The organism is Synechococcus sp. CBW1004 (assembly GCF_015840715.1).
Lineage (GTDB): Bacteria > Cyanobacteriota > Cyanobacteriia > PCC-6307 > Cyanobiaceae > Cyanobium.
Window position 1 is genome coordinate 756,350 of the sequence record NZ_CP060397.1, and the last position, 20,399, is coordinate 776,748.

Sequence of the window (20,399 nt, forward strand, 5' to 3'; positions counted from 1 at the left end):
GTTACCAGGGGGTACCCATCAGGGTGATGCCGGCCCAGTAGAAGGGATGCTCCAGGCCGCTGGCGATGCGACGCTGCTGATTGGCCGTCAGCCCGCTGAGCAGGGGTCTGTCGCCCACGCCCAGCATCTGGTTGTCCTTCAGCCGGATCAGACCGGAGGCCATCGCCCTGCGGGTGGCCTGAAGGGCTTCAGCCTTTGGCAGGCCCTCCTCCAGATAGCGGTAAAACTGCACGAAGAAGGCCGAGGTGGCGACATCGTCGACGTACCAGAGGGTTCCGATGGCGCTGCGGGCTCCGGCCTGCAGCGCCAGCCCGGCAAATCCGAGTTCACTGTCCTTGTCGCCGAGCGCGGTGCGGCAGGCACTGAGGGCCAGCAGCTCCAGCGGTGCACTGCCGGCGCGCCGCTGGCGCAGATTGGCAAAGTCCCGGAGGCTCATCGGGCCCGTGCCTGTGTAGAGACGCGCCTGGCCAGGCCCACCCGGCAGGAACTCGGCATGGGTGGCCACGTGCACCCGGTCGAAGCTCTCCTCGCCGGCTTTCTGCACGAGTACATCAGGGGTGAAGGATCGGTTGACGTAGCGCTCATCCCCGCTGTCCGGTGTCACGCGCTCGAGCTCCTGGGGCACCAGGGGAAGGGGGGCCAGCCCATCGAACTCGGAGGCGCCCACCGCCAGCTTGCGGCGGCTGTCGGCATTGCTGTCCGGCACATCAAGCGGCATCAAGCCGAGTGAGGGGGTGATCGCCATCGCGAAGCGCTCACCGGCGTAGGTCGTGCCGTCATGGAGGGCCGCGAAGGGCACAGCCTGCAGGCCGGGATCGGCCGAGATCAGCAGGGTGGTGATCGCCAGCTGCTGCATGTCCGCGCTCAGCGGTTCCAGCAACAGCTGATGGAGGCGCCGCGAGGGTGAGGACGGGTTGGCAACGTCCATGGCCTGCTGTCTCGCGAGGCGGCCATAGAGATCCCGCAACAGGTCGCCCAGTTCCTGGGTGGGAACCGTCACCCGCTTCCCGATGAGCTCACTGCGGCTGGGAATCAGGGTGAGGTCGAGGATGCTGTCGCGCCCCTGAGGATCCTGGGTCACGGTCAGGCGCAGCACCGCAGGTTCGTAGCGCTCCGGGTCAAAGCCAGTCGCCGAGATGGTCGCCGCTGCGGTGGGGACCGCTGCCACAGCTGGAGGGGAATCGGCCGCATGGCCTGGGCTGCAGCAGCACAGCAGGGACAGCAGCAGGGACATCCCCGCCGCGGGATAGCTCTGATGGGCAGTCTGGAGGCGTCCGATCATCGGCGGCAGGACGAAGCGTTCGGATCGAGGCGGCAGCGGCGTTGCCGTTCCCTCTCCCGCAGCCAGGCCTGCACGCTCTGCATGAGGCTCTGCAGCCGCTCGGGAGTCGGGGTTTCCACGGGCCCTGCATCAGCAAGCCCCAGCTTCTCGGCGGTGTTGCGCTGGGCTGTGGCTTCGGAGTTGAGGAAGGTCTCGCGAGCCTGAACGCCCGGCACCGGTGTACTGGTGACGGCGGTGAAGGAGAGGCCGGGGCCGGGTCCGGTGCTGCCGGTCGCCGCTGAGGTGGTCTCACTGGGGCTCAGGTTCGCAAAGCCCAGGGACGTCTCAAGATCGACCCGGGCCAAGTTGTCGAGCGGCGAGGATTCGATCGGACCGATCACTGTTCCCGTCAGCGCTGGGGAGCCGCTGGGAGTCGTCGCGGGGGTGTTGGCGGCAATCGGTGGTTGCGAGAGGGTCTCGCCAGCCAGAACGGCCGCTGCAAATCGTTGTTCCGCGGTCGTGGGGATGTCGTCGTTCGTTGGTGGCTGCTGGGAGCCACCGTTGTTCGGATTCGGCGGTGTCGGAGGCGTTGGAATTGGAGGAGTTGGCGGTGTCGGTGGACCAAGTGGGAAGCGGGTCTGTGCGTTGTTGATCAGCGTGCCGCCGGGGCCCACGGTGAAGGTCTGCCGTCCGCCGGGACCAAGCAGGATCGTGGTGGCGCTATCAAGGGTCAGTTCGCGGGTGGAGAGCGAGCCGACCTGCAGGTCTCCACCAGTGCCGCCAACGACGTTGAGGGTGGATTCCTGCACGCCGATCCGTCCGGCTTCGATGGTGACCGAACCACCTTCGGCTGGGGGATCAGCCTCGATCAGGCTGCCGCTGATCGTGATGCCGGCCACCGTTCCGGCGGCAGCGTCAGCACCCGAAAGCCCGTTGATCGTGATCACACCGCCGGTGGTGCCACTGGCATCCCCGGTGGCGGAGGTGCGAAGGCTGGCATTGCGGAGCCGCACGGCCGTGTCGGAGGTGGCGGTGCTGCTTCCCCGCAGGGCGATGGTGCCGCCGCTGCCGGTGCCGCGGGCGTCGAGACCGGTGTCGTCGATCTCGATGGCACCGGCATTGGCCGTGAGGGTGATCGAGCCGCCCGGTGCGGTGACGATGCTGCTTTGATCGATGGAGGTGCCGCTGATCCGCAACGGACCACTGAGCTGGGAGATCGCCACGTCGGTGAAGCCGTTGAGCTGGCCGCCGGTCTGGTCGTAGCCGCCCGTGATGACGAGGCTGCCACTGCCCTGGAGGCTGCCGCTCTGCACCAGCAACGCACCGTTGAACACCACGGACGTGCCGGCGATGGCGGTGAGGTTGGCACCGTTCAGCAGATAGCGCCCGGTACCGCTGCTGTCGAAGCTCGTGCCGCCAAGCAGGGTGTGGCTGCCGCCGCTCCAGACCAGCAGTGCCCCGTCGTTCACCCGGTAACTGCCATCACTGTCGCTGCCGCCGCCGCTCAGGCTGAGGGAACCGGACGCCACGGTGGTGTTGCCGCCGCTGCTGTTGAAGCTCCCCGGCACAGAGCTGGTGCCATCGGAGACCAGGCTGCCGCTGTTCTGGAAGGTCAGGCCTCCACCATTCAGGGCGAGCGTGGCACCGTCGAAGCTGGTGCGTCCGCCATTGAGGATTCTGTTGCTGCCACCGATGGCCGTGGTGCTACCGCTGATGGTCAGGGCAGCAGCCGGAGCCTCCCCGGACCCTCCCTGAACCACCAGAGTGCGGCCATCCCACCGGGTCGTGTCGCCGCTGATGGTGAACGCTGTTCCGGGGTTGAGCACCACCTGACCGCCGCCGCTCCAGACACCATCGCTCCAGGTGCCGGAGCCGTTCATAAGCGTGAGCGTGCCTCCCCCGCCCAGGCTGCCGCCGGTCTGGCTGTAGGTGGGCTGGCCGCTTCCTCCGGTGAGGGCCAGGTCGCGGCCGAGATTGAGGTTGCCGCTGTTGCTCAGCTGGCCCACGCTCAGTCCTGGTGCCTGGATCAGGAGGCTGCCCTGGTTGGTGATGGCCTGTAGGCTGGTCGCGCCCACGGCCGCGTCGAAGGTGACTGGACCGGTGGAGGAGGGGATAAGAACTGCCGCCACGTTCTGTCCGTCGGGGAGGTAGTCCCAGTTGCTGGGATCGCTCCAGGCGCCGCCGCCACTGGAGAGCCAGGTGGCGAGCGCACGGGTTGTGATCGAGGCAGTGGTGTCAGCGGCGGTGGCGACGCTGTAGTTTGCGGCGTCGGTGCCGCTCGGGTTGATGCTGATACTCACCAGCTTGCCTGTGCCGACATTGCGGTCCGCGAAGCTGCCTGTGGCGTTGAGACTCACCTGGTCACCGTTCAGCACGCCTGGCAGAGAAGCGGGAACGGTGAGGCTGGCGGTTGTTGTGCCGTCGTAGATCTTGTCGCTGGCGGAAATCGCGCTGACGTTGAGAGGAAGTGGCGTGACCGCGTAGTTGGCCGTCGGAGTGGAGAAGGGAGAGAAGGAATAGTTGGCGGCGTCGGCTCCGTCGAGAGCACTGACGCTCTGCTGATAGGAGCCTGCGCGGAGATTGCCGCTGCCGCTCAGCAGTGGGTTGGCAATGGCAGCGCTGGCGGAGACGACATCACCGGCCAGAAGGCCGGAGAAGGACACGGCACCGGCTGGAGCGGGGGTGCCGTAGACGGTGTTGACCGGAGCGATGGCACTGACCGAAAGCGCCAGCGGCGTGATGGAGTAGTTGGGAGATGCTGTTGTGAAGCCGTCAAAGGAGTAGTTGGCGGCATCAGTGCCTGTCAGCCCCGATGCGCTCTGGGTGTAGCTGCCAACGACTGGCTTACCGCTGCTGCTGAGGGCGGAGATGTTGACCGACGCGGTTGAGCCCACCGCATCAGAGCCGAGGATGTTGTTGAAGCTGACGGAACCGGGAGAGAGATCGGAGCCGTAGATCGAGCTTCCAGGAGAAATGGCGGCACCAGTGAGAGCGAGGGTGGTGATGGTATAATTATCAGTTGCTGTTGTGAAGCCGTCGAAGGAGTAGTTGGCGGCATCAGTGCCTGTCAGCCCCGATGCGCTCTGGGTGTAGCTGCCAACGACTGGCTTACCGCTGCTGCTGAGAGTGAGGGTCGAGATGTTGACCGACGCGGTTGAGCCCACCACATCAGAGCCGAGGATGTTGGTGAAGCTGACGGAACCGGGAGAGAGATCGGAGCCGTAGATCGAGCTGCCGGGAGCAATGGCGGTACCTGTGAGTGCCAGACGGTCGACGGTGTAGTTGGCCGTCGGAGTGGAGAAGGGAGAGAAGGAATAGTTGGCGGCGTCGGCTCCGTCGAGAGCACTGACGCTCTGCTGATAGGAACCAGCGCGGAGACTGCCGCTGCCGCTCAGCAGTGGGTTGGCAATGGCAGCGCTGGCGGAGACGACATCACCGGCCAGGAGCCCGGAGAAGGAAACGGCGCCGGTGGGTGCGGCGGTGCCGTAGACGGTGTTGACCGGAGCGATGGCACTGACCGAAAGCGCCAGCGGCGTGACGGTGTAGTTGGGAGATGCTGTTGTGAAGTCGTCGAAGGAGTAGTTGGCGGCATCAGTGCCCGTCAGCCCCGATGCGCTCTGGGTGTAGCTTCCAACGACCGGCTTACCGCTGCTGCTGAGGGCGGAGATGTTGACCGACGCGCTCGAGCCCACCACATCAGAGCCGAGGATGTTGGTGAAGCTGACGGAACCGGGAGAGAGATCGGAGCCGTAGATCGAGCTTCCAGGAGAAATGGTGGCACCAGTGAGAGCGAGGGTGGTGATGGTATAATTATCAGTTGCTGTTGTGAAGCCGTCGAAGGAGTAGTTGGCGGCATCAGTGCCTGTCAGCCCCGATGCGCTCTGGGTGTAGCTGCCAACGACCGGCTTACCGCTGCTGCTGAGGGCCGAGATGTTGACCGACGCGCTCGAGCCCACCACATCAGAGCCGAGGATGTTGGTGAAGCTGACGGAACCGGGAGAGAGATCGGAGCCGTAGATCGAGCTGCCGGGAGCAATGGCGGTACCTGTGAGTGCCAGACGGTCGACGGTGTAGTTGGCCGTCGGAGTGGAGAAGGGAGAGAAGGAATAGTTGGCGGCGTCGGCTCCGTCGAGAGCACTGACGCTCTGCTGATAGGAACCAGCGCGGAGACTGCCGCTGCCGCTCAGCAGTGGTTTGGCAATGGCAGCGCTGGCGGAGACGACATCACCGGCCAGGAGCCCGGAGAAGGAAACGGCGCCGGTGGGTGCGGCGGTGCCGTAGACGGTGTTGACCGGAGCAATGGCACTGACCGAAAGCGCCAGCGGCGTGACGGTGTAGTTGGGAGATGCTGTTGTGAAGTCGTCGAAGGAGTAGTTGGCGGCATCAGTGCCCGTCAGCCCCGATGCGCTCTGGGTGTAGCTTCCAACGACCGGCTTACCGCTGCTGCTGAGGGCCGAGATGTTGACCGACGCGCTCGAGCCCACCACATCAGAGCCGAGGATGTTGGTGAAGCTGACGGAACCGGGAGAGAGATCGGAGCCGTAGATCGAGCTTCCAGGAGAAATGGTGGCACCAGTGAGAGCGAGGGTGGTGATGGTATAATTATCAGTTGCTGTTGTGAATCCGTCGAAGGAGTAGTTGGCGGCATCAGTGCCTGTCAGCCCCGATGCGCTCTGGGTGTAGCTGCCAACGACCGGCTTACCGCTGCTGCTGAGGGTGAGGGTCGAGATGTTGACCGACGCGGTTGAGCCCACCGCATCAGAGCCGAGGATGTTGTTGAAGCTGACGGAACCGGGAGAGAGATCGGAGCCGTAGATCGAGCTGCCGGGAGCAATGGCGGTACCTGTGAGTGCCAGACGGTCGACGGTGTAGTTGGCCGTCGGAGTGGAGAAGGGAGAGAAGGAATAGTTGGCGGCGTCGGCTCCGTCGAGAGCACTGACGCTCTGCTGATAGGAGCCTGCGCGGAGATTGCCGCTGCCGCTCAGCAGTGGGTTGGCAATGGCAGCGCTGGCGGAGACGACATCACCGGCCAGAAGGCCGGAGAAGGACACGGCACCGGCTGGAGCGGGGGTGCCGTAGACGGTGGAGACCGGAGCGATGGCACTGACCGAAAGCGCCAGCGGCGTGATGGAGTAGTTGGGAGATGCTGTTGTGAAGCCGTCGAAGGAGTAGTTGGCGGCATCAGTGCCTGTCAGCCCCGATGCGCTCTGGGTGTAGCTGCCAACGACTGGCTTACCGCTGCTGCTGAGGGTGAGGGTCGAGATGTTGACCGACGCGGTTGAGCCCACCGCATCAGAGCCGAGGATGTTGGTGAAGCTGACGGAACCGGGAGAGAGATCGGAGCCGTAGATCGAGCTTCCAGGAGAAATGGCGGCACCTGTGAGTGCCAGCGGCGTGACGGTGTAGTTGGCGGTGGCAGTGGTGAAGGGCGTTAAGGAATAGTTAGCGGCATCGTCGCCCCCGATGAAAGGTACGGTCTGCGTGTAGGAGCCAGCGGCCAGCCGACCACTGCTGCTGAAGGAGGGATCGTCGATGAGGGCGCTGGCAGAGATCTGATCTCCACTGATCAGGCCGGACAGGAAGACTTCGCCAGCGGGTGCCAGAATGCCGTACGGGGTGGAGACATCGGCGATGCCATTGACGCTGAGCGGTCGCGGGGTGATTTCCCCGGATTCGCTGCTCAGGGTGGATGTGGTCAGGCTGTAGCCGAACACCGGCACGCTGCCTTGCCCGGCGCCGGAGGTGGCCGAGGCAATACTCAGACCGTTGGCAGTCACTGGCTTGCCTGTTCCTGCATCTTCCGGGCCGGGATTGGTGACTGTGCTGGTTCCGGGCCCGGTGTAGTCGGCGGCCGCAGCGTTCAGCAGGATGACATCGCCATCGATGGCGCCGCTCACCGAGAAATTGAGGGCCGTCAGCAAAGCAGTGGCGGTGCCGTCATACACCTTGCTGACGTTGACCAGCTCGGCGCTGATGCTGGGGGCGACGGCATAAAGCACGCCATTGCCGCTGCCGAGAATCTCGCCTCCATCGTTGAAGATATTGTTGTACTGCTTGAAGGCAATGGGCAAGCCTCCAAGGGAATCCTCAAGCGGACTGTTCGAGTAGACAAGCCAGCGGCCTTCCGTGCCGACGCTGAACACGGTGCTGCCCGCCTCGTTGATGAATGGCCCGCCGGAAACCACGACCAGGGCATCGCCGCTGCCATTGGCTGCGATCTGGGCTCCACTGGTCAGTCGCACACCCTGGGAGGACTGCAGCAGAACATCGGTCCCTGCCGAGATGGAGCCACCGAGCTCAACAGCATCGCTGCTGTTGAGGTTGATGGCCCCATCTATGCTCAGGACCTGGGATCCATTCTCGATGGCAATTCCCCTCTGGAGACTCTGTACACTGGCCAGGGCAGTGCCTGCAGTTCCCGAGAGAGTGATGGAGGCCTGGGAGGACACAGAGGAGTTGCCCCCGATGACCAGGCCATCGGCACTGGCGATAGCGTCGCCACCATTGTTCGCATCATCATCGAATCCTCCGATTCCATCGAGTTGGAGCGAACCGGTCTGGCTTGCAACCGATGTGCCTTGTAGCAACCGGATGCCGCTGGCGTCACCGCCGCCGGGGCCTCCCCCTTCGCCGACGAGGGTGATGGCGCCGCTCTCGCTCTTGAAGCGACTTCCGAGGGCTTCGAGTCCGACAGCATTGGCTGTCACCGAACCGTCGACCAAGCCATTCACCGTGATCGCACCCGTCTGGGTTTCCATGGTGGAGCCGGACAGAGCAGCCCCACGGCTGGTCGCACTGATCTGGATGTCACTGCCGGATGTGAGGATCCGAGCGTCCTCCATGGCGACGCGTTCGCCGCTCACACTGACCAGTCCTTCGGCTGGATTGCCTGGGAGGCTGATCTGTGTGCCGACCAGAGCCAGCGTTCCCTGCTGCGCTTCCAGAAGAAGGCCCTGATCGACGGTGATTGAAGTTCCGATCCCAGCGCCGTTTCGTTCGATCGTGAGAGAGCTGCCCGGGGCCTGGACGATGGCGTCCAGTGATCTTGCATTGATCGTGCCGCCCTGAATCAGAATCCCGGACGAGATCGGCGCGATCGTGATGTCGCCAGCGCTGCTGAGGGAGCCGCCGACCTGGGTGTAGGCGCCGGTGATGGTGAGGTCGGAGTTGCTGCTGAGGCTGCCGCCGTTGAGGAACAGATCCCCGTTGAGCTGGGATGGTGTGGTGGTGGAGGCGAGGGTGAGGGAACCGCCCTCGAAGATGGTGAGGTTGTTGTTGCTTCCGGAGTAGAGCGTGGCGATGGTCTGCTCGTCGAGCAGGAAGACCTCGGTTCCGGCGACCAGATCAATCCGCACATCGCTTTCGAACGTGGGCAGCTGATTGGTGTTCCAGTTCAGGGGGTTGGACCAGCTGTTGTCTTCGCCGGCGCCGCCATTCCAGCAGACGAAACCCCTGCCGCAACCGCCGCCTGAACCCGACTGGGTGAGGCGATACAGGGTACCCTCAGCGACGATGCTGCCGTTTAGATCGGCGGGGGTGATCGGATTGAAGCCACCGGTCATCGAGGCGGCGCTGATGATGTCGAAGCTCTGGCCCTCTGCTGGCGTGCTGCCGAGGGTGACGATCAGGTTGCCGTCCAGCAGTGCGTTGCCGGTGACCACCAGTTGATCGGATTGCAGGCCGCCCCCGAACGAGTCGTTGCCGCCGCCGCCGACCAACAGATCGACAGCCAGTGTGCTGTTGCCGGTGAGGGCGAGATTGCCCTGGATGGTGAGGATGCCGGCGCTGCCATCACCTCCTGGGCTGATCGTGCCGTCGTTGGTGAGCGTTGGCGTTGCGATGGTCCCCTGGCCGCTGATCAGTCCGTTTTCGCTGTTGGTGAAGCCAGCGAGAACGTTGAGCGTGCCGTCCTGAATTTCGAGGGTGCCACCGGCGATCGCCAGAGCCTGGGCGCTCACCTCACCGGTCACCGTGGTGGTGCCGCCGGTGGGCAGGGTGACCAGGCCGCTGCCGCTGAACAGGGTGCCCTCCAGATCCAGCTGGCTGACGGAGGGGAAGCTGACAGGGCCATCGGAGAACACCTCTCCGGCCAGCACCAAGGGGCCGCCGCTGCTGCCGATCGTGATCGCGAAGGTGGATTCGCTTTCGCTGGGGCTGGCCAGGGGGGTCACGCCATCGCTCTCTTCCGGGCCGACGGAGGCGCTCTGGATCAGGGTCCCGCCATCGCTCTCTTCCGGGCCGACGGAGGCGCTCTGGATCAGGGTCCCGCCTTGGCTGCGCACCGCCACGCCGCCGGCCGTGCCGCCGTTGCCGGTGATGCTGATGGCGCCTCCGCTGCTGGTGAGGGTGGAGCCGCTGCGGATCTCCACGCCAAAGCTGCCTGTGGATCCAAGCGCTAGGGCGGCTCCAGATCCACCGGTGCCATCGAGGCTGATGTTGCTGGATCCACCGGTGATCAGAGTGGATTGGCTGATGCTGATGGCTCCGCTTTCAGCGGAACCGCTGGAACCAGCCGTATCGGCGGTGCCTCCTAGACCTTCGATGGTGATGCCGCCGCTGAGCTCGCCGGCACCACGTAAGATATCTACAGCAATAAAGATGTCAAACAGGTTGAGACCATTGGCATAGGCTTCGGCGGTGGCAACGGCACTCCCGCCGGTGCCCAGTAAGGAAATGGATCCGCCTGCTGAAGTGGAGAGATCAACGGTGTTAAAGATCTCGATCCCCGTGCTATCGGCAATGCTGCCACTGGTGATACCCCCTTCGCCAGCCAGCTCGATGGACCCTGAGGTATTTGCAAGGATGCTGTTGGAGATCTCAATGCCATAGGCAGGGGCTTCCCCCCCGATATCTGTGGCCGTGGCTTGACCGCCGAAGCCTTGGAGCACAATCGATCCGTTTTGAGTTTCACTGCCGGCATTGACGCCGATGGTGTTCTCGTCGAGGTCGATGCCCTTGGCGTCGGCCGTGCTGCTGCCCGTGGCCGTGCCGCCGGTGCCGACCATGGAGATGGGACCTGATTGGGTCGCGATGTCCGTTGAGAAAAAGATGTCGATGCCGATGGCGTCAGCGAAGCTGGCGTCCGCAGTTCCGCCCTCGCCGATCAGCTCGATGGAGCCGCTGGTGTTCCCGAGGAAAGTGTCGGAGACCTCCATGCCGCCGGCATCTGCAGATCCGTCGATGTCTGTGGCCGTCGCCTGCCCACCGAAGCCTTGGAGCACCATCGATCCGTTTTGAGTTTCACTGCCGGCATTGACGCCGATGGTGTTCTCGTCGAGGTCGATGCCCTTGGCGTCGGCTTCGGTGGTGGCTGTGGCGGTGCCGCCGGTGCCGACCATGGAGATCGGACCTGATTGGGTCGCGATGTCCGTTGGGTCAAAGATGTCGATGCCGGTGGCGTCAGCGAAGCTGCCGTCCGCAGTTCCGCCCTCGCCGATCAGCTCGATGGAGCCGCTGGTGTTCTCAAGGACACTGTCGGAGACCTCCATGCCGCCGGCATCTGCAGATCCGTCGATGTCTGTGGCCGTCGCCTGCCCACCGAAGCCTTGGAGCACCATCGATCCGGTTGCAGATCCACTGCCGGCATTGACGCCGATGGTGTTCTCGTCGAGGTCGATGCCCTTGGCGTCGGCTTCGGTGGTGGCAGTGGCGGTGCCGCCGTTGCCGACCATGGAGATCGGACCTGATTGGGTCGCGATGTCCGTTGGGTCGAAGATGTCGATGCCTGTGGCATCAGCGAAGCTGGCGATAGCGGTTCCGCCTTCGCCGATCAGTTCGATCGAACCGGTGGTGTTCTCGAAGAACGTGTCAGAGACCTCGATGCCGTCTGCATCTGCAGATCCGTCGATAGCTGTGGCCGTCGCCTGACCGCCGAAGCCCTGGAGCACAATCGATCCGGTTGGAGTTTCACTGCCGGCATTGATGCCGATGGTGTTGTCGTCGAGGTCGATGCCCTTGGCCCTGGCCCTGGTGGTGGCTGTGGCGGTGCCGCCGTTGCCGACCATGGAGATCAGACCTGATTGGGTCGCGATGTCCGTTGGGTCAAAGATGTCGATGCCGATGGCAAAAGCGAAGCTGCCGTCCGCTATTCCGCCCTTGCCGATCAGCTGGATTGAGCCGGTGGTGTTCTCGAAGAGACTGTTGGAGACGTCGATGGCGCAGGCAACGGCACTCGAATCCAAGCCGGTTGCCGTTGCTGTCCCGCCAATGCCTTCAATGGTGATGCCATTCGCTTCGCCACCAGGAGAGGTGACTCCGATCCTGATGGTGGTGGCGTCCAAGTCAATGCCATTGGCATTAGCTCTGGTGGTGGCTGCGGCGGTGCCGCCTGTGCCCAGCAAGGAAATGGATCCGCCTGCTGAGGTGGAGAGATCAACGGTGTTAAAGATCTCGATCCCCGTGCTATCGGCAATGCTGCCACTGGTGATACCCCCTTCGCCAGCCAGCTCGATGGACCCTGAGGTATTTGCAAGGATGCTGTTGGAGATCTCAATGCCATAGGCAGGGGCTTCCCCCCCGATATCTGTGGCCGTGGCTTGACCGCCGAAGCCTTGGAGTGTGATCGAGCCGATTGCATTTCCGCTGTCGGCATTGACGCTGATGGTGTTGTCGTCGAGGTCAATGCCAGTGGCTCCGGCCGTGCTGCTTCCCGTGGCCGTGCCGCCAATACCGAGCAGAGAGATGGGGCCCGATTGGGTGGAGATGTCAGTTGGGTCGAAGATGTCGATTCCGGTGGCATCAGCGAAGCTGGCGTCAGCGGTTCCGCCTTCGCCGATCAGCTCGATTGAGCCGCTGGTGTTCTCGAGGAAACTGTCGGAGACCTCCATGCCGCCGGCATCTGCAGATCCGTCGATGGCTGTGGCCGTCGCCTGCCCGCCGAAGCCTTGGAGCACAAGCGATCCGGTTGCAGATTCACTGCCGGCATTGACGCCGATGGTGTTGTCGTCGAGGTCGATGCCCTTGGCGTCGGCCGTGCTGCTGCCCGTGGCCGTGCCGCCGGTGCCGACCATGGAGATCGGACCTGATTGGGTCGCGATGTCCGTTGGGTCAAAGATGTCGATGCCGTTGGCAAAAGCGAAGCTGCCGTCCGCTGTTCCGCCCTCGCCGATCAGCTCGATGGAGCCGCTGGTGTTCTCGAAGAGGCTGTTGGAGATTTCGATGCCGAAGGCATCGGCACTCGAATCCAAGCCGGTTGCCGTTGCTGTCCCGCCAATGCCATCAATGGTGATGCCATTCGCCTCGCCACCAGGAGAAGTGCCTCCGATCCTGAGGGTGGTGGCGTCCAGGTCGATGCCATTGGCATCGGCTCCGGTGGTGGCTGTCGCGGTGCCGCCTGTGCCCTGGAGGGAAATGGATCCGCCTGCTGATGTCGAGAAATCAACAGCATTCAAGATATCAGCAACACTGAAGATTTCGATTCCCGTGCTGTCGGCGAAGCTGCCATTGGTGACGCCCCCTGTGCCAACCAGGGCGATGGAGCCGGAGGCATTCTCCATGATGGTGTTGGAGATCTCGATGCCAAACGCGTTCGCGCTGGCACCGTCTGCGCTGCTGGTGGCTTCGCTGCCCGTTCCCGTGAGGGAAATGTTGCCGGATTGGTTGGAAATCCTGGCTGTTTGTACGTCGATGCCTGTGGCGAATGCGCTGCGGCCGTTGGCTGATCCGCCTTCGCCGATCAGATCGATGTTGCCGCTGCTGTTGTTGATGGTGGCATCGAACAGCTGGAGACCGGTCGACAGGGCGACGCTGTCCGGTGAAGCGACCGTGCCGCCGTAGCCGCTGAGGCTGATGGCGCCGGATTCGCTGGACAGCAGGCTGACTGATTCGTTGGTGCTGCTGATCCGCAGGCCGGTGGATACAACGCTGCTGGCACCGCCGCTGCCGAACGCCGTGATGGCTCCGGTCTGTGTGATCACGCTGCTGTCGGTGATTTCGATGCCGATCGCTCCGAACCCTCCGCTGCCGCCGAAGCCGCTGAGGCTGATGCTGCCGGATTCGCTGAAGAGTTCGCTGCTCGTCAACACGAGGCCGCTGGCTGAGCCGCCATCGGCGGTGCCGCCTTCGCCACTGAGCGAAATGTCGCCGCTGGTGCTGCTGATGCTGGAGTCGATGATCTGCAGGCCGTTGCTGCTGACGGAGGTGCCGTTGATCGTGATCGCTCCCTCTGAGGTCGTGAGGGATCCGTTGTCGATCAGCACTCCTCTTGTGTTGCCAGTGAGTGTGATCGAGCCCGTCCGGTTCTCGAGATTGATGGCGCTGGAACCTTCGTTGGGTTCGAGCCGGATGCCGGCGCCGCTCAGTTCCACATCACCGTTGGGAGTCGTGCCCGATTCCACTGGGCCGCCACCGGTGATCACGCTGCCGCTCAGTTGCACATCCCCCGCCTGCGCATCCATCAGCAGGCTCTGATCCACGGTCAGAAGACCACCGTCAAGGACCAGATTGCCGTTGCTCATGAGCCCCAGGGGCTCCAGCTGATTGAGAGAATCGGCGTTGGTGACCAGCCCCTGCGGGCCGAGTTGGGGAGTGCCGTTCAGCAGGTCCGCCTCCTCGGCGCTGGTCTGAACGGCGTCGAACAGCTGATCACCGTTGGTGCCAAGCTTCAGGCCGGTGGCCGTGCTGAGGGTGAGATTGAGCACATTGCTGAACCCACCGCCACTGCCGATGGTGAGGCCGGCAGGAGAGAGCCAGAAGAGATTGGCGGCGTTCTGCAGGCTGATCGGAACGCCAATGTACGTGGGTGAGAGAACCCCAACGATCAGATTCCCGACACCACTGGCTGGCTGGCTGTTGCTAAAGATGACGCTATTAATCGTTCCCAGCCTGCCGTTTGAGCGCGTGTCGAAGTTCTGGAATCGGTGAAAGAGATTGTTTCCCGCACTGCGTCCACCAGTGATGGAAAGGCCACAGAGACCCTCACCGCAGTTCTGATTGACCACCGTCCCGAGGGATTTCTCGCCGCCGGCGGGAGTGACATCGGCTCGTGCGCTGGCGCCGGCCGCCAGCAGCAGCGCCGCCACGAGAGCTGTGGGAATGGACCGTCGAAGCAGCGGACGCGGTTGGCCCCGGTAGTCTGTGTTCTCAGGACCGGTTGTCTGCACTCCTGCTCCTTGCCTGGCTATCAGCTTAAGAAACTAATTCAGACCACCGTCCCTGACAACGTCTGAATGTATTATCTGCTACCGAAAGCTCCCTTGTCGGCGGTCGAGTGCGGGGCGGATTGTTTCATCCTCTGTGTCAGCAGGGGGATTGGTTCTACGTCCGACCATTCCAATTTGTTGCACCTGCATAATGCCGCCATCCATTGCCTGAACCCGGTGCTGGCCCTCCTCCCCCTAATGGCCCAGCTGGTGGCACCGCCGCTTCAGAACAGTCCGGTGCGCCTGCCGGGACCCGATGCGGGGGAGCGGCGGCCGGCATCCCAGCCGACGCCACCGCCGCTCGACGTCGAGGTTGCCCCGCCTCCCGCAGAGCCTGTGGAACCTCCGGCTGCTGAGCCGGGAGTGACGCGGCAAGGACTGCCTCAGGTCAGGGGGCTGACGGTCTATTCGCCTGAAATCCTCATCAGCATTCTGGAGAGATGTCGCACCATCGCCGATCCGGCTGAGCGTCTCAACGCTTGCGCCGCTGCTCTCAAGGCACGCCTTGAGGCTGATGGTTATCTCAACACGCGTGTCTACACCAGTTCAACACCAGCACCAGGGGTGCTGGATGTCGTGGAGGGACGCATCGTCGAGCTGCGGGTGGAGGGGCCCGATACTTGGCTGAACCGACGGGTGAGTCGGTTGCTCTCCCCCCTGCGTGGCAGTGTGCTGCGCGTTTCCAAGGTCGAACGCGATCTGCAGCTGCTTCGCCGCAGACCCGAGCTCGCCGAGGTGCGCGGTAACCTGACGCGTCTCGGCAGTGACCCCAGTCAGGCGGTGCTCCGGGTGCGGGTGAGTCCGGGAGTCCCGGACTGGAACGGCGAACTGTCGGCCCGCAATGACGGCAGCAACGGCTCCGGTGAGTTCCGCGGTGTCGCCAGCCTGGCCCGTCAGAGTGTGCTCAGGCGTGGTGACACCCTGCTTCTATACGGGGAGGCGAACGCCAGTGATAACGCCGATTTCGGTGCGCTGATCAGCTCGCTCAGCTATTCCTTTCCCTTCACGGATACCGTCTCACTCACGGGAGCCTTCGGCTACAGCCGCCGCAATCTGGTGGAGCTGCCATCACCGAGCGACGGCTTCTCCACCAGCCAGTACCAGGGCCTCGGCCAGCTGGAATGGGTCTTCCGTGAAACACTGCGGGATCGCTGGAGCGTGTTCGCCGCCTACAGCGGCAACCGCAGCAACACCTATTTAAACGACCGCGCCCTGCCGGACATCCTGCCGGAGGTCACCCGTGCACCCTCCAGCGGTTACCTGCGGTTCGGCTTGTCGGCCAGCAGCATAGCCAACAGGGCCGGTTGGAGTGGCAACGTCTACCTGCTGCAGGGGGTCTCAGCTGCCACTCCTGAGAACCAGCGCAGGGAGCTGGCCCAGGTTGGGATTGATCCTGGCCAGTCCACCGCAATGGGGGGCATTCTGTCGGTGGGCTGGGCGTTCGCTCCGCGTTGGCAGTTGAATGTGCGTGGTGCAGGTCAGGTGGCCTTCCGTCAGCTCACTTCTCCGATGCAGTTCAGCATCGGTTCCGATGTCGGTCTGCGCGGTCTGCCCGGCCAGCTCGTCAGTGGAGACAATGGTTGGTTGGGCACGGCGGAGGTTGTTCACTCCTTCTGGCAGAAGGGTGCGAATGTTCTGCAGGTCGTGCCGTTCTTCGGGGCCGGTGGCATCAGCACCTCCTTTCCTGATCTCACCATCACGGACACCGTGGGCTCAGGCGGTGTTCTGGTCCGTTGGCTCTCCGGCAATCACTGGTCCCTGGAACTGGGCTGGGTGGAGCAGTTCGAGGTGAACAACAACCTCGGCGTCTGGCAGGATTGGCTCCTGGGCAGTGGCCTGTACGGAAAGGTTCAATATCGGTTCTGACTTTCTGCCTGTTGCCGGAGCCTCAAACCGCGTGGCTGCCTCGCACCGGAGACTCGGTGGGGTTCAGGCGAGGGCGTTGCAGATAGCCATCTCCCTCTGATTGGGCCGGGCACTGCCTCAGGCGCTGGCCGTCTGCAACCGCTGCAGCTCGGCGAACACCTCGTTGGCATGGCCTGCTGGGCGCACGGCCGTCCAGGCGGCCCGCAGCACGCCGTCCGGATCGATCAGGAAGGTGTGGCGCTGCGAGAAGGGCGCCAGCCAGGAGCCGTAGCGGCGGCTCACCTCACCGCCGGGATCGGAGAGCAGCGGATAGGCCAGCCCCTCGCTGTTGCAGAAGGCCGCATGGTCCTCGGGGCCGTCGGCGCTGATGCCCACCACCGCTGCTCCGGCGTTCTGGTAGTCGGCCAGGGCACGCTGGAAGCCGCGCGCCTCGAGCGTGCAGCCACTGGTGAAGTCGCGCGGATAGAAGTACAGCGCCAGCCACTGTCCGCGGAAGTCCTCCAGGGACAGGTGGGTGGGACTTGGCTCGGCCGGGCTGTCGGAGCGCCTCCCGATCGCGGCAGCGGGCGCCACGCCATCAAGGCTGAAGTCAGGGGCGGCGGCATCGAGAGCCGGCAGGGTGCCCCCGATGGCCAGGGCGCGGCCTGGACGGAGCGTCAGGGCGCCCAGGCCGAACGCGAAGGCGGACAGCAGCTGGCGACGGCTGAGGGACACGGGGCGGAACGGCGACAGACGGCGGCAAGCCTGGCGCGGTCTGGGCGCCCATGTGGTTCACAGACTGATCGCCGCCCGGGACCGGGGAGCACTCCGGCGATCACGGGCGGGGATGGCGGATCAGTCCCGGGCGCAGGTGAGCGGGAACTGACGGCGGATGCCGATTGCCCTCTTCAGATGCGGCTCAGATCGACACCGAGCTCACGGGCGTAGGCGCCGAGGCCCTTCTTCTGGATGGTGCGCAGAGCCTTGGTGGAGACGCGCAGGCGGACGAATCGGTTGCCCTCGGCCCACCACAGACGGCGCTCCTGCAGATTCACCTGCTGCAGTTTCTTGGTGCGCACGTGTGAGTGGCTGACGGCCATGCCGTTGTTGGCGCGCTTGCCGGTGAGCTGGCAGACCCGGGACATGACGGATGCGGTGCGAAGGGCAGAGGTGAAGACGTGTGCGGGTCAGGGTTTGGTCTGGAAACAGGATTTGGTCTGGAACAGCCTTCGCCTGGAAATGACCCACAGGCAACAAACTTACCAAACCACTGTTCAGGCCTGAGTTGAGGCTCCTGCTGTTGCAGCGGACGCTCCTGGCGATTGGAACGCTCACGACGCTCAGCCGCCCCGTTCCTGCCGGCGGCCCCGGCTCTCAGCCGCCGGCCTGAACGGCGTCGAGGCGTTCGCCGCCTGCGGCATCGAACCACAGTTCATCGTCCAGGTTCCAGCCCACCTGAAGCCCCTCGCCCAGTTCAATCTGGGCACCGAGCAGCATGCGCAGCTCGCCTCGGGGCGTCTCCAGCCAGAGCAGCTGCTGCGATCCCCACCATTCGCGCCGCTGCAGCCGCGCCGGCAGGCCGCCCTCGTTCACCGGCCGCAGATGCTCCGGCCGCAGCCCCAGCTGCCGGCCCCCCTCCGGCGGCAGCAGGTTGATCGCCGGCCGCCCCAGGAAGCCGGCCACGAAGCGATTGGCGGGCTTCGCATAGAGCTCGCGGGCGGTGCCGAGCTGCTGCAGGCGGCCATCGCGCAGCAGGGCGATGCGGTCGGCCATCCCCATCGCCTCCTGCTGGTCGTGGGTGACGTAGATCACCGGCGGTTCGCCGCCGCAGAGCAGCCGCCGCAGCTCCGGGCGCAGCTCCTCGCGCAGCTGGGCGTCGAGGTTGCTCATCGGTTCATCGAGCAGCACCAGGCGGGGCTGGCGCAGCAGGGCCCGGGCCAGGGCCACCCGCTGGCGCTGGCCGCCCGAGAGCTGGGCGGGGCGGCGCTGCTGCAGGTCGCTCAGCTGCAGCAGCTCCAGCACGGATGCGATCCGCTGTTCCCGTTCCCGCAGCGGCACGCCCCGGATGCGCAGGCCGAGGCTGAGGTTGCCGTGCACGCTCAGGTGGGGATACAGGGCGTAGCTCTGAAACACCATCGCCACCTGCCGCTGTCCGCCCGGCTGGTCGGTGATGTCCTGGCCGCCGAGCAGGATGCGACCGCTGCTCACCGGATCGAGACCCGCCAGCAGGCGCAGGGTGGTGGTCTTGCCGCAGCCGCTCGGCCCGAGCAGCGCCAGGCATTCACCGGCCCCTACCGACAGGCTGAGCGCATCGAGCAGGCAGCGTTCCCCCAGCCGCCGGCTCACGGCGTCGAGCCGCAGTCCTGGCCGCTCCTGTGCTGCATCCATTGTCGGCAGTGGGTTCATCCCTTGATCGCTCCCTGGGTGAGCCCGCTCACGATGGCGCGCTGGAACAGCAGCACCAGCAGCAGCAGCGGCAGGCTGCCGAGCACGGTGGCCGCCGCAAACGCCCCGTAGGGCACCGTGAACAGCGACGAGCCGGCGATGCGGGCGATCGCCGGGGGCAGGGTCAGCAGTTCGGGGCGACTGATCCAGGTGAGGGCGATCGGATATTCATTCCAGCTGCCCAGGAACACCAGGATGGCGGTACTGCCCATCGCCGGTGCGAGCAGAGGCAGCAGCACGTGCCGCAGCCGTGCCATCAGATTGAGCCCCTCGAGCCGTGCCGCATCCTCCAGCTCCGGAGGCAGATCGGCGAAGGCGGCTCGCAGGAGCAGCACCGCCAGCGGCAGCGACAGGCCCGTGTAGGGCAGGCACAATGCCAGAAGCTGATTGCCGAAGCCCAGGGCGCGGGCCAGCTGCAGCAGGGCCAGGAACAGCAGCACGGTCGGGAAGATCGCGGCCGCCAGCAGGGCCAGGGTCGCGAGCCAGCGCAGGCCACCGCGCAGACGCTGCAGGGCGTAGGCGCAGGGCACCGCCAGCGTCAGGGTGAGCGCCGTGGTGCCGGCCCCCACGATCGTGCTGTTCAGCAGGTAGCGCCAGATGGGTGGATCAGCCTGCAGGAGCTGGCGGTAGTTCTCCAGGGTCCAGAACGCCCCTGGTGCCACGGCACCGGGATCGACCAGGGCCTCGGGGGTGACGAGCGAGCTGTAGAGCTGCCACACCAGTGGTGCCATGGTCCAGGCCAGCAGCAGGGCTCTCATCGCCCGGCCTCCATCAGTCGGCTCAGGCTCAGGCGCCACAGCAGCCAGCCCGCCAGGGTGAGCGCACTGAGCAGCAGGAAGGTGGCCAGCACCAGGGTGGCGCTGTAGCCGAAATCGAGGAAGCGCATCGCCTGCAGATAGGCATAGAGCGCCAGGCTCTCGGTGCTGCCGGCGGGGCCGCCGCGGCTGAGAACCTGCACCAGATCAAACAGGCCCAGGGCCTGTGCCAGTCGGAACAGGAGCGCCAGGGCCATCCAGGGTGTGAGCAGGGGCAGGGTCAGCCGCCGCAGGATCTGAAGGTTGCTGGCGCCCTCCAGCCGCAGGCTCTCCTCCAGCTCGGGCGGGATCGACTGAAGGCCGGCCAGCAGAAGCAATGCCACGAAGGGCGTGGTCTTCCAGACATCGGCCAGCACCACGAACAGCCAGGTGGTGCTGGGCGTGGTGAGGAAGCCGTAGGGGGGCAGCCCGAGGGCCTGGATCACGGTGTTGAGCGGGCCGTAGGGATCGTTGAAGATCCAGCGCCAGCCCAGGGCAAGCACGGTGCCCGGGAGGGCCCAGGGCAGCAGCACCGCTGCGCGGAGTGCGCCGCGCCCGCGACCGGGGCGGTGCAGCAGCAGGGCGATCGCCAGGCCGAGGGCCAGCTCCAGCGCCATCGAGACGGCGGCGAAGCGCAGCGTGAAGGCGGCGTCATTCCAGAAGCGGGCATCGCCGAGCAGGCGGCGCCAGTTGGCGCCGCCGTTGGGGATCGCCTGAAGGCCGGTGAGCACCGAGCTCGCCTGGCCGCTGAGCCAGCTCACCTGCAGCAGCGGCCACAGGTAGACCGCCGCGAGCAGCAGCAGTGCCGGCAGCATCAGCAGCGCCAGAGCCAGAGGCCCCTGCGTAAGCCGCGCTCCCCGGACGGGTTCCGGCATGCCGGCTGCCTGGGAGAGCGTGGATCGGGAGGTCGGCCGG

The 20,399-nt window shown here is 65.0% G+C and carries 8 protein-coding genes; 1 reads left to right on the plus strand and 7 read right to left on the minus strand.

The annotated features are described in order from the left end of the window. Nucleotide 1 precedes the first annotated feature (1 nt). On the minus strand, nt 2-1,282 hold the full coding sequence (locus H8F25_RS03655) for a CHAT domain-containing protein (RefSeq protein WP_231597048.1): 1,281 nt from the start codon (nt 1,280-1,282) through the stop codon (nt 2-4). Continuing rightward, nucleotides 1,279-14,280: a YDG domain-containing protein gene (locus H8F25_RS03660; protein ID WP_197212061.1), complete on the minus strand. Its 13,002-nt coding sequence runs from the start codon at nt 14,278-14,280 to the stop codon at nt 1,279-1,281. The genes H8F25_RS03655 and H8F25_RS03660 overlap by 4 nt, the downstream gene beginning before the upstream one ends. 297 nt (nt 14,281-14,577) lie before the next feature. Between H8F25_RS03660 and H8F25_RS03665 the strand changes: the two genes are divergently transcribed. Then, nucleotides 14,578-16,266: a ShlB/FhaC/HecB family hemolysin secretion/activation protein gene (locus tag H8F25_RS03665; RefSeq protein WP_197212062.1), complete on the plus strand. Its 1,689-nt coding sequence runs from the start codon at nt 14,578-14,580 to the stop codon at nt 16,264-16,266. A gap of 117 nt (nt 16,267-16,383) precedes the next feature. Here the strand turns inward: H8F25_RS03665 and H8F25_RS03670 are convergent, their stop codons facing one another. The 5 genes from H8F25_RS03670 to H8F25_RS03690 form a co-directional block, all read right to left on the minus strand. Then, on the minus strand, nt 16,384-16,980 hold the full coding sequence (locus tag H8F25_RS03670) for a peroxiredoxin (RefSeq protein WP_370525807.1): 597 nt from the start codon (nt 16,978-16,980) through the stop codon (nt 16,384-16,386). Between the two features lie 173 nt (nt 16,981-17,153). After that, on the minus strand, nt 17,154-17,390 hold the full coding sequence (gene rpmB / locus H8F25_RS03675) for a 50S ribosomal protein L28 (protein ID WP_197212063.1): 237 nt from the start codon (nt 17,388-17,390) through the stop codon (nt 17,154-17,156). Nucleotides 17,391-17,619: 229 nt separating this feature from the next. After that, complete coding sequence (locus H8F25_RS03680) at nt 17,620-18,651, minus strand: ABC transporter ATP-binding protein (RefSeq protein WP_231597049.1); 1,032 nt, start codon at nt 18,649-18,651, stop codon at nt 17,620-17,622. Further along, nucleotides 18,648-19,448 (minus strand): carbohydrate ABC transporter permease, encoded by an 801-nt coding sequence (locus H8F25_RS03685; protein WP_197212064.1) that lies wholly within the window; start codon nt 19,446-19,448, stop codon nt 18,648-18,650. The genes H8F25_RS03680 and H8F25_RS03685 overlap by 4 nt, the downstream gene beginning before the upstream one ends. Then, nucleotides 19,445-20,359: a carbohydrate ABC transporter permease gene (locus H8F25_RS03690; protein WP_231597050.1), complete on the minus strand. Its 915-nt coding sequence runs from the start codon at nt 20,357-20,359 to the stop codon at nt 19,445-19,447. The genes H8F25_RS03685 and H8F25_RS03690 overlap by 4 nt, the downstream gene beginning before the upstream one ends. Nucleotides 20,360-20,399 lie beyond the last annotated feature (40 nt).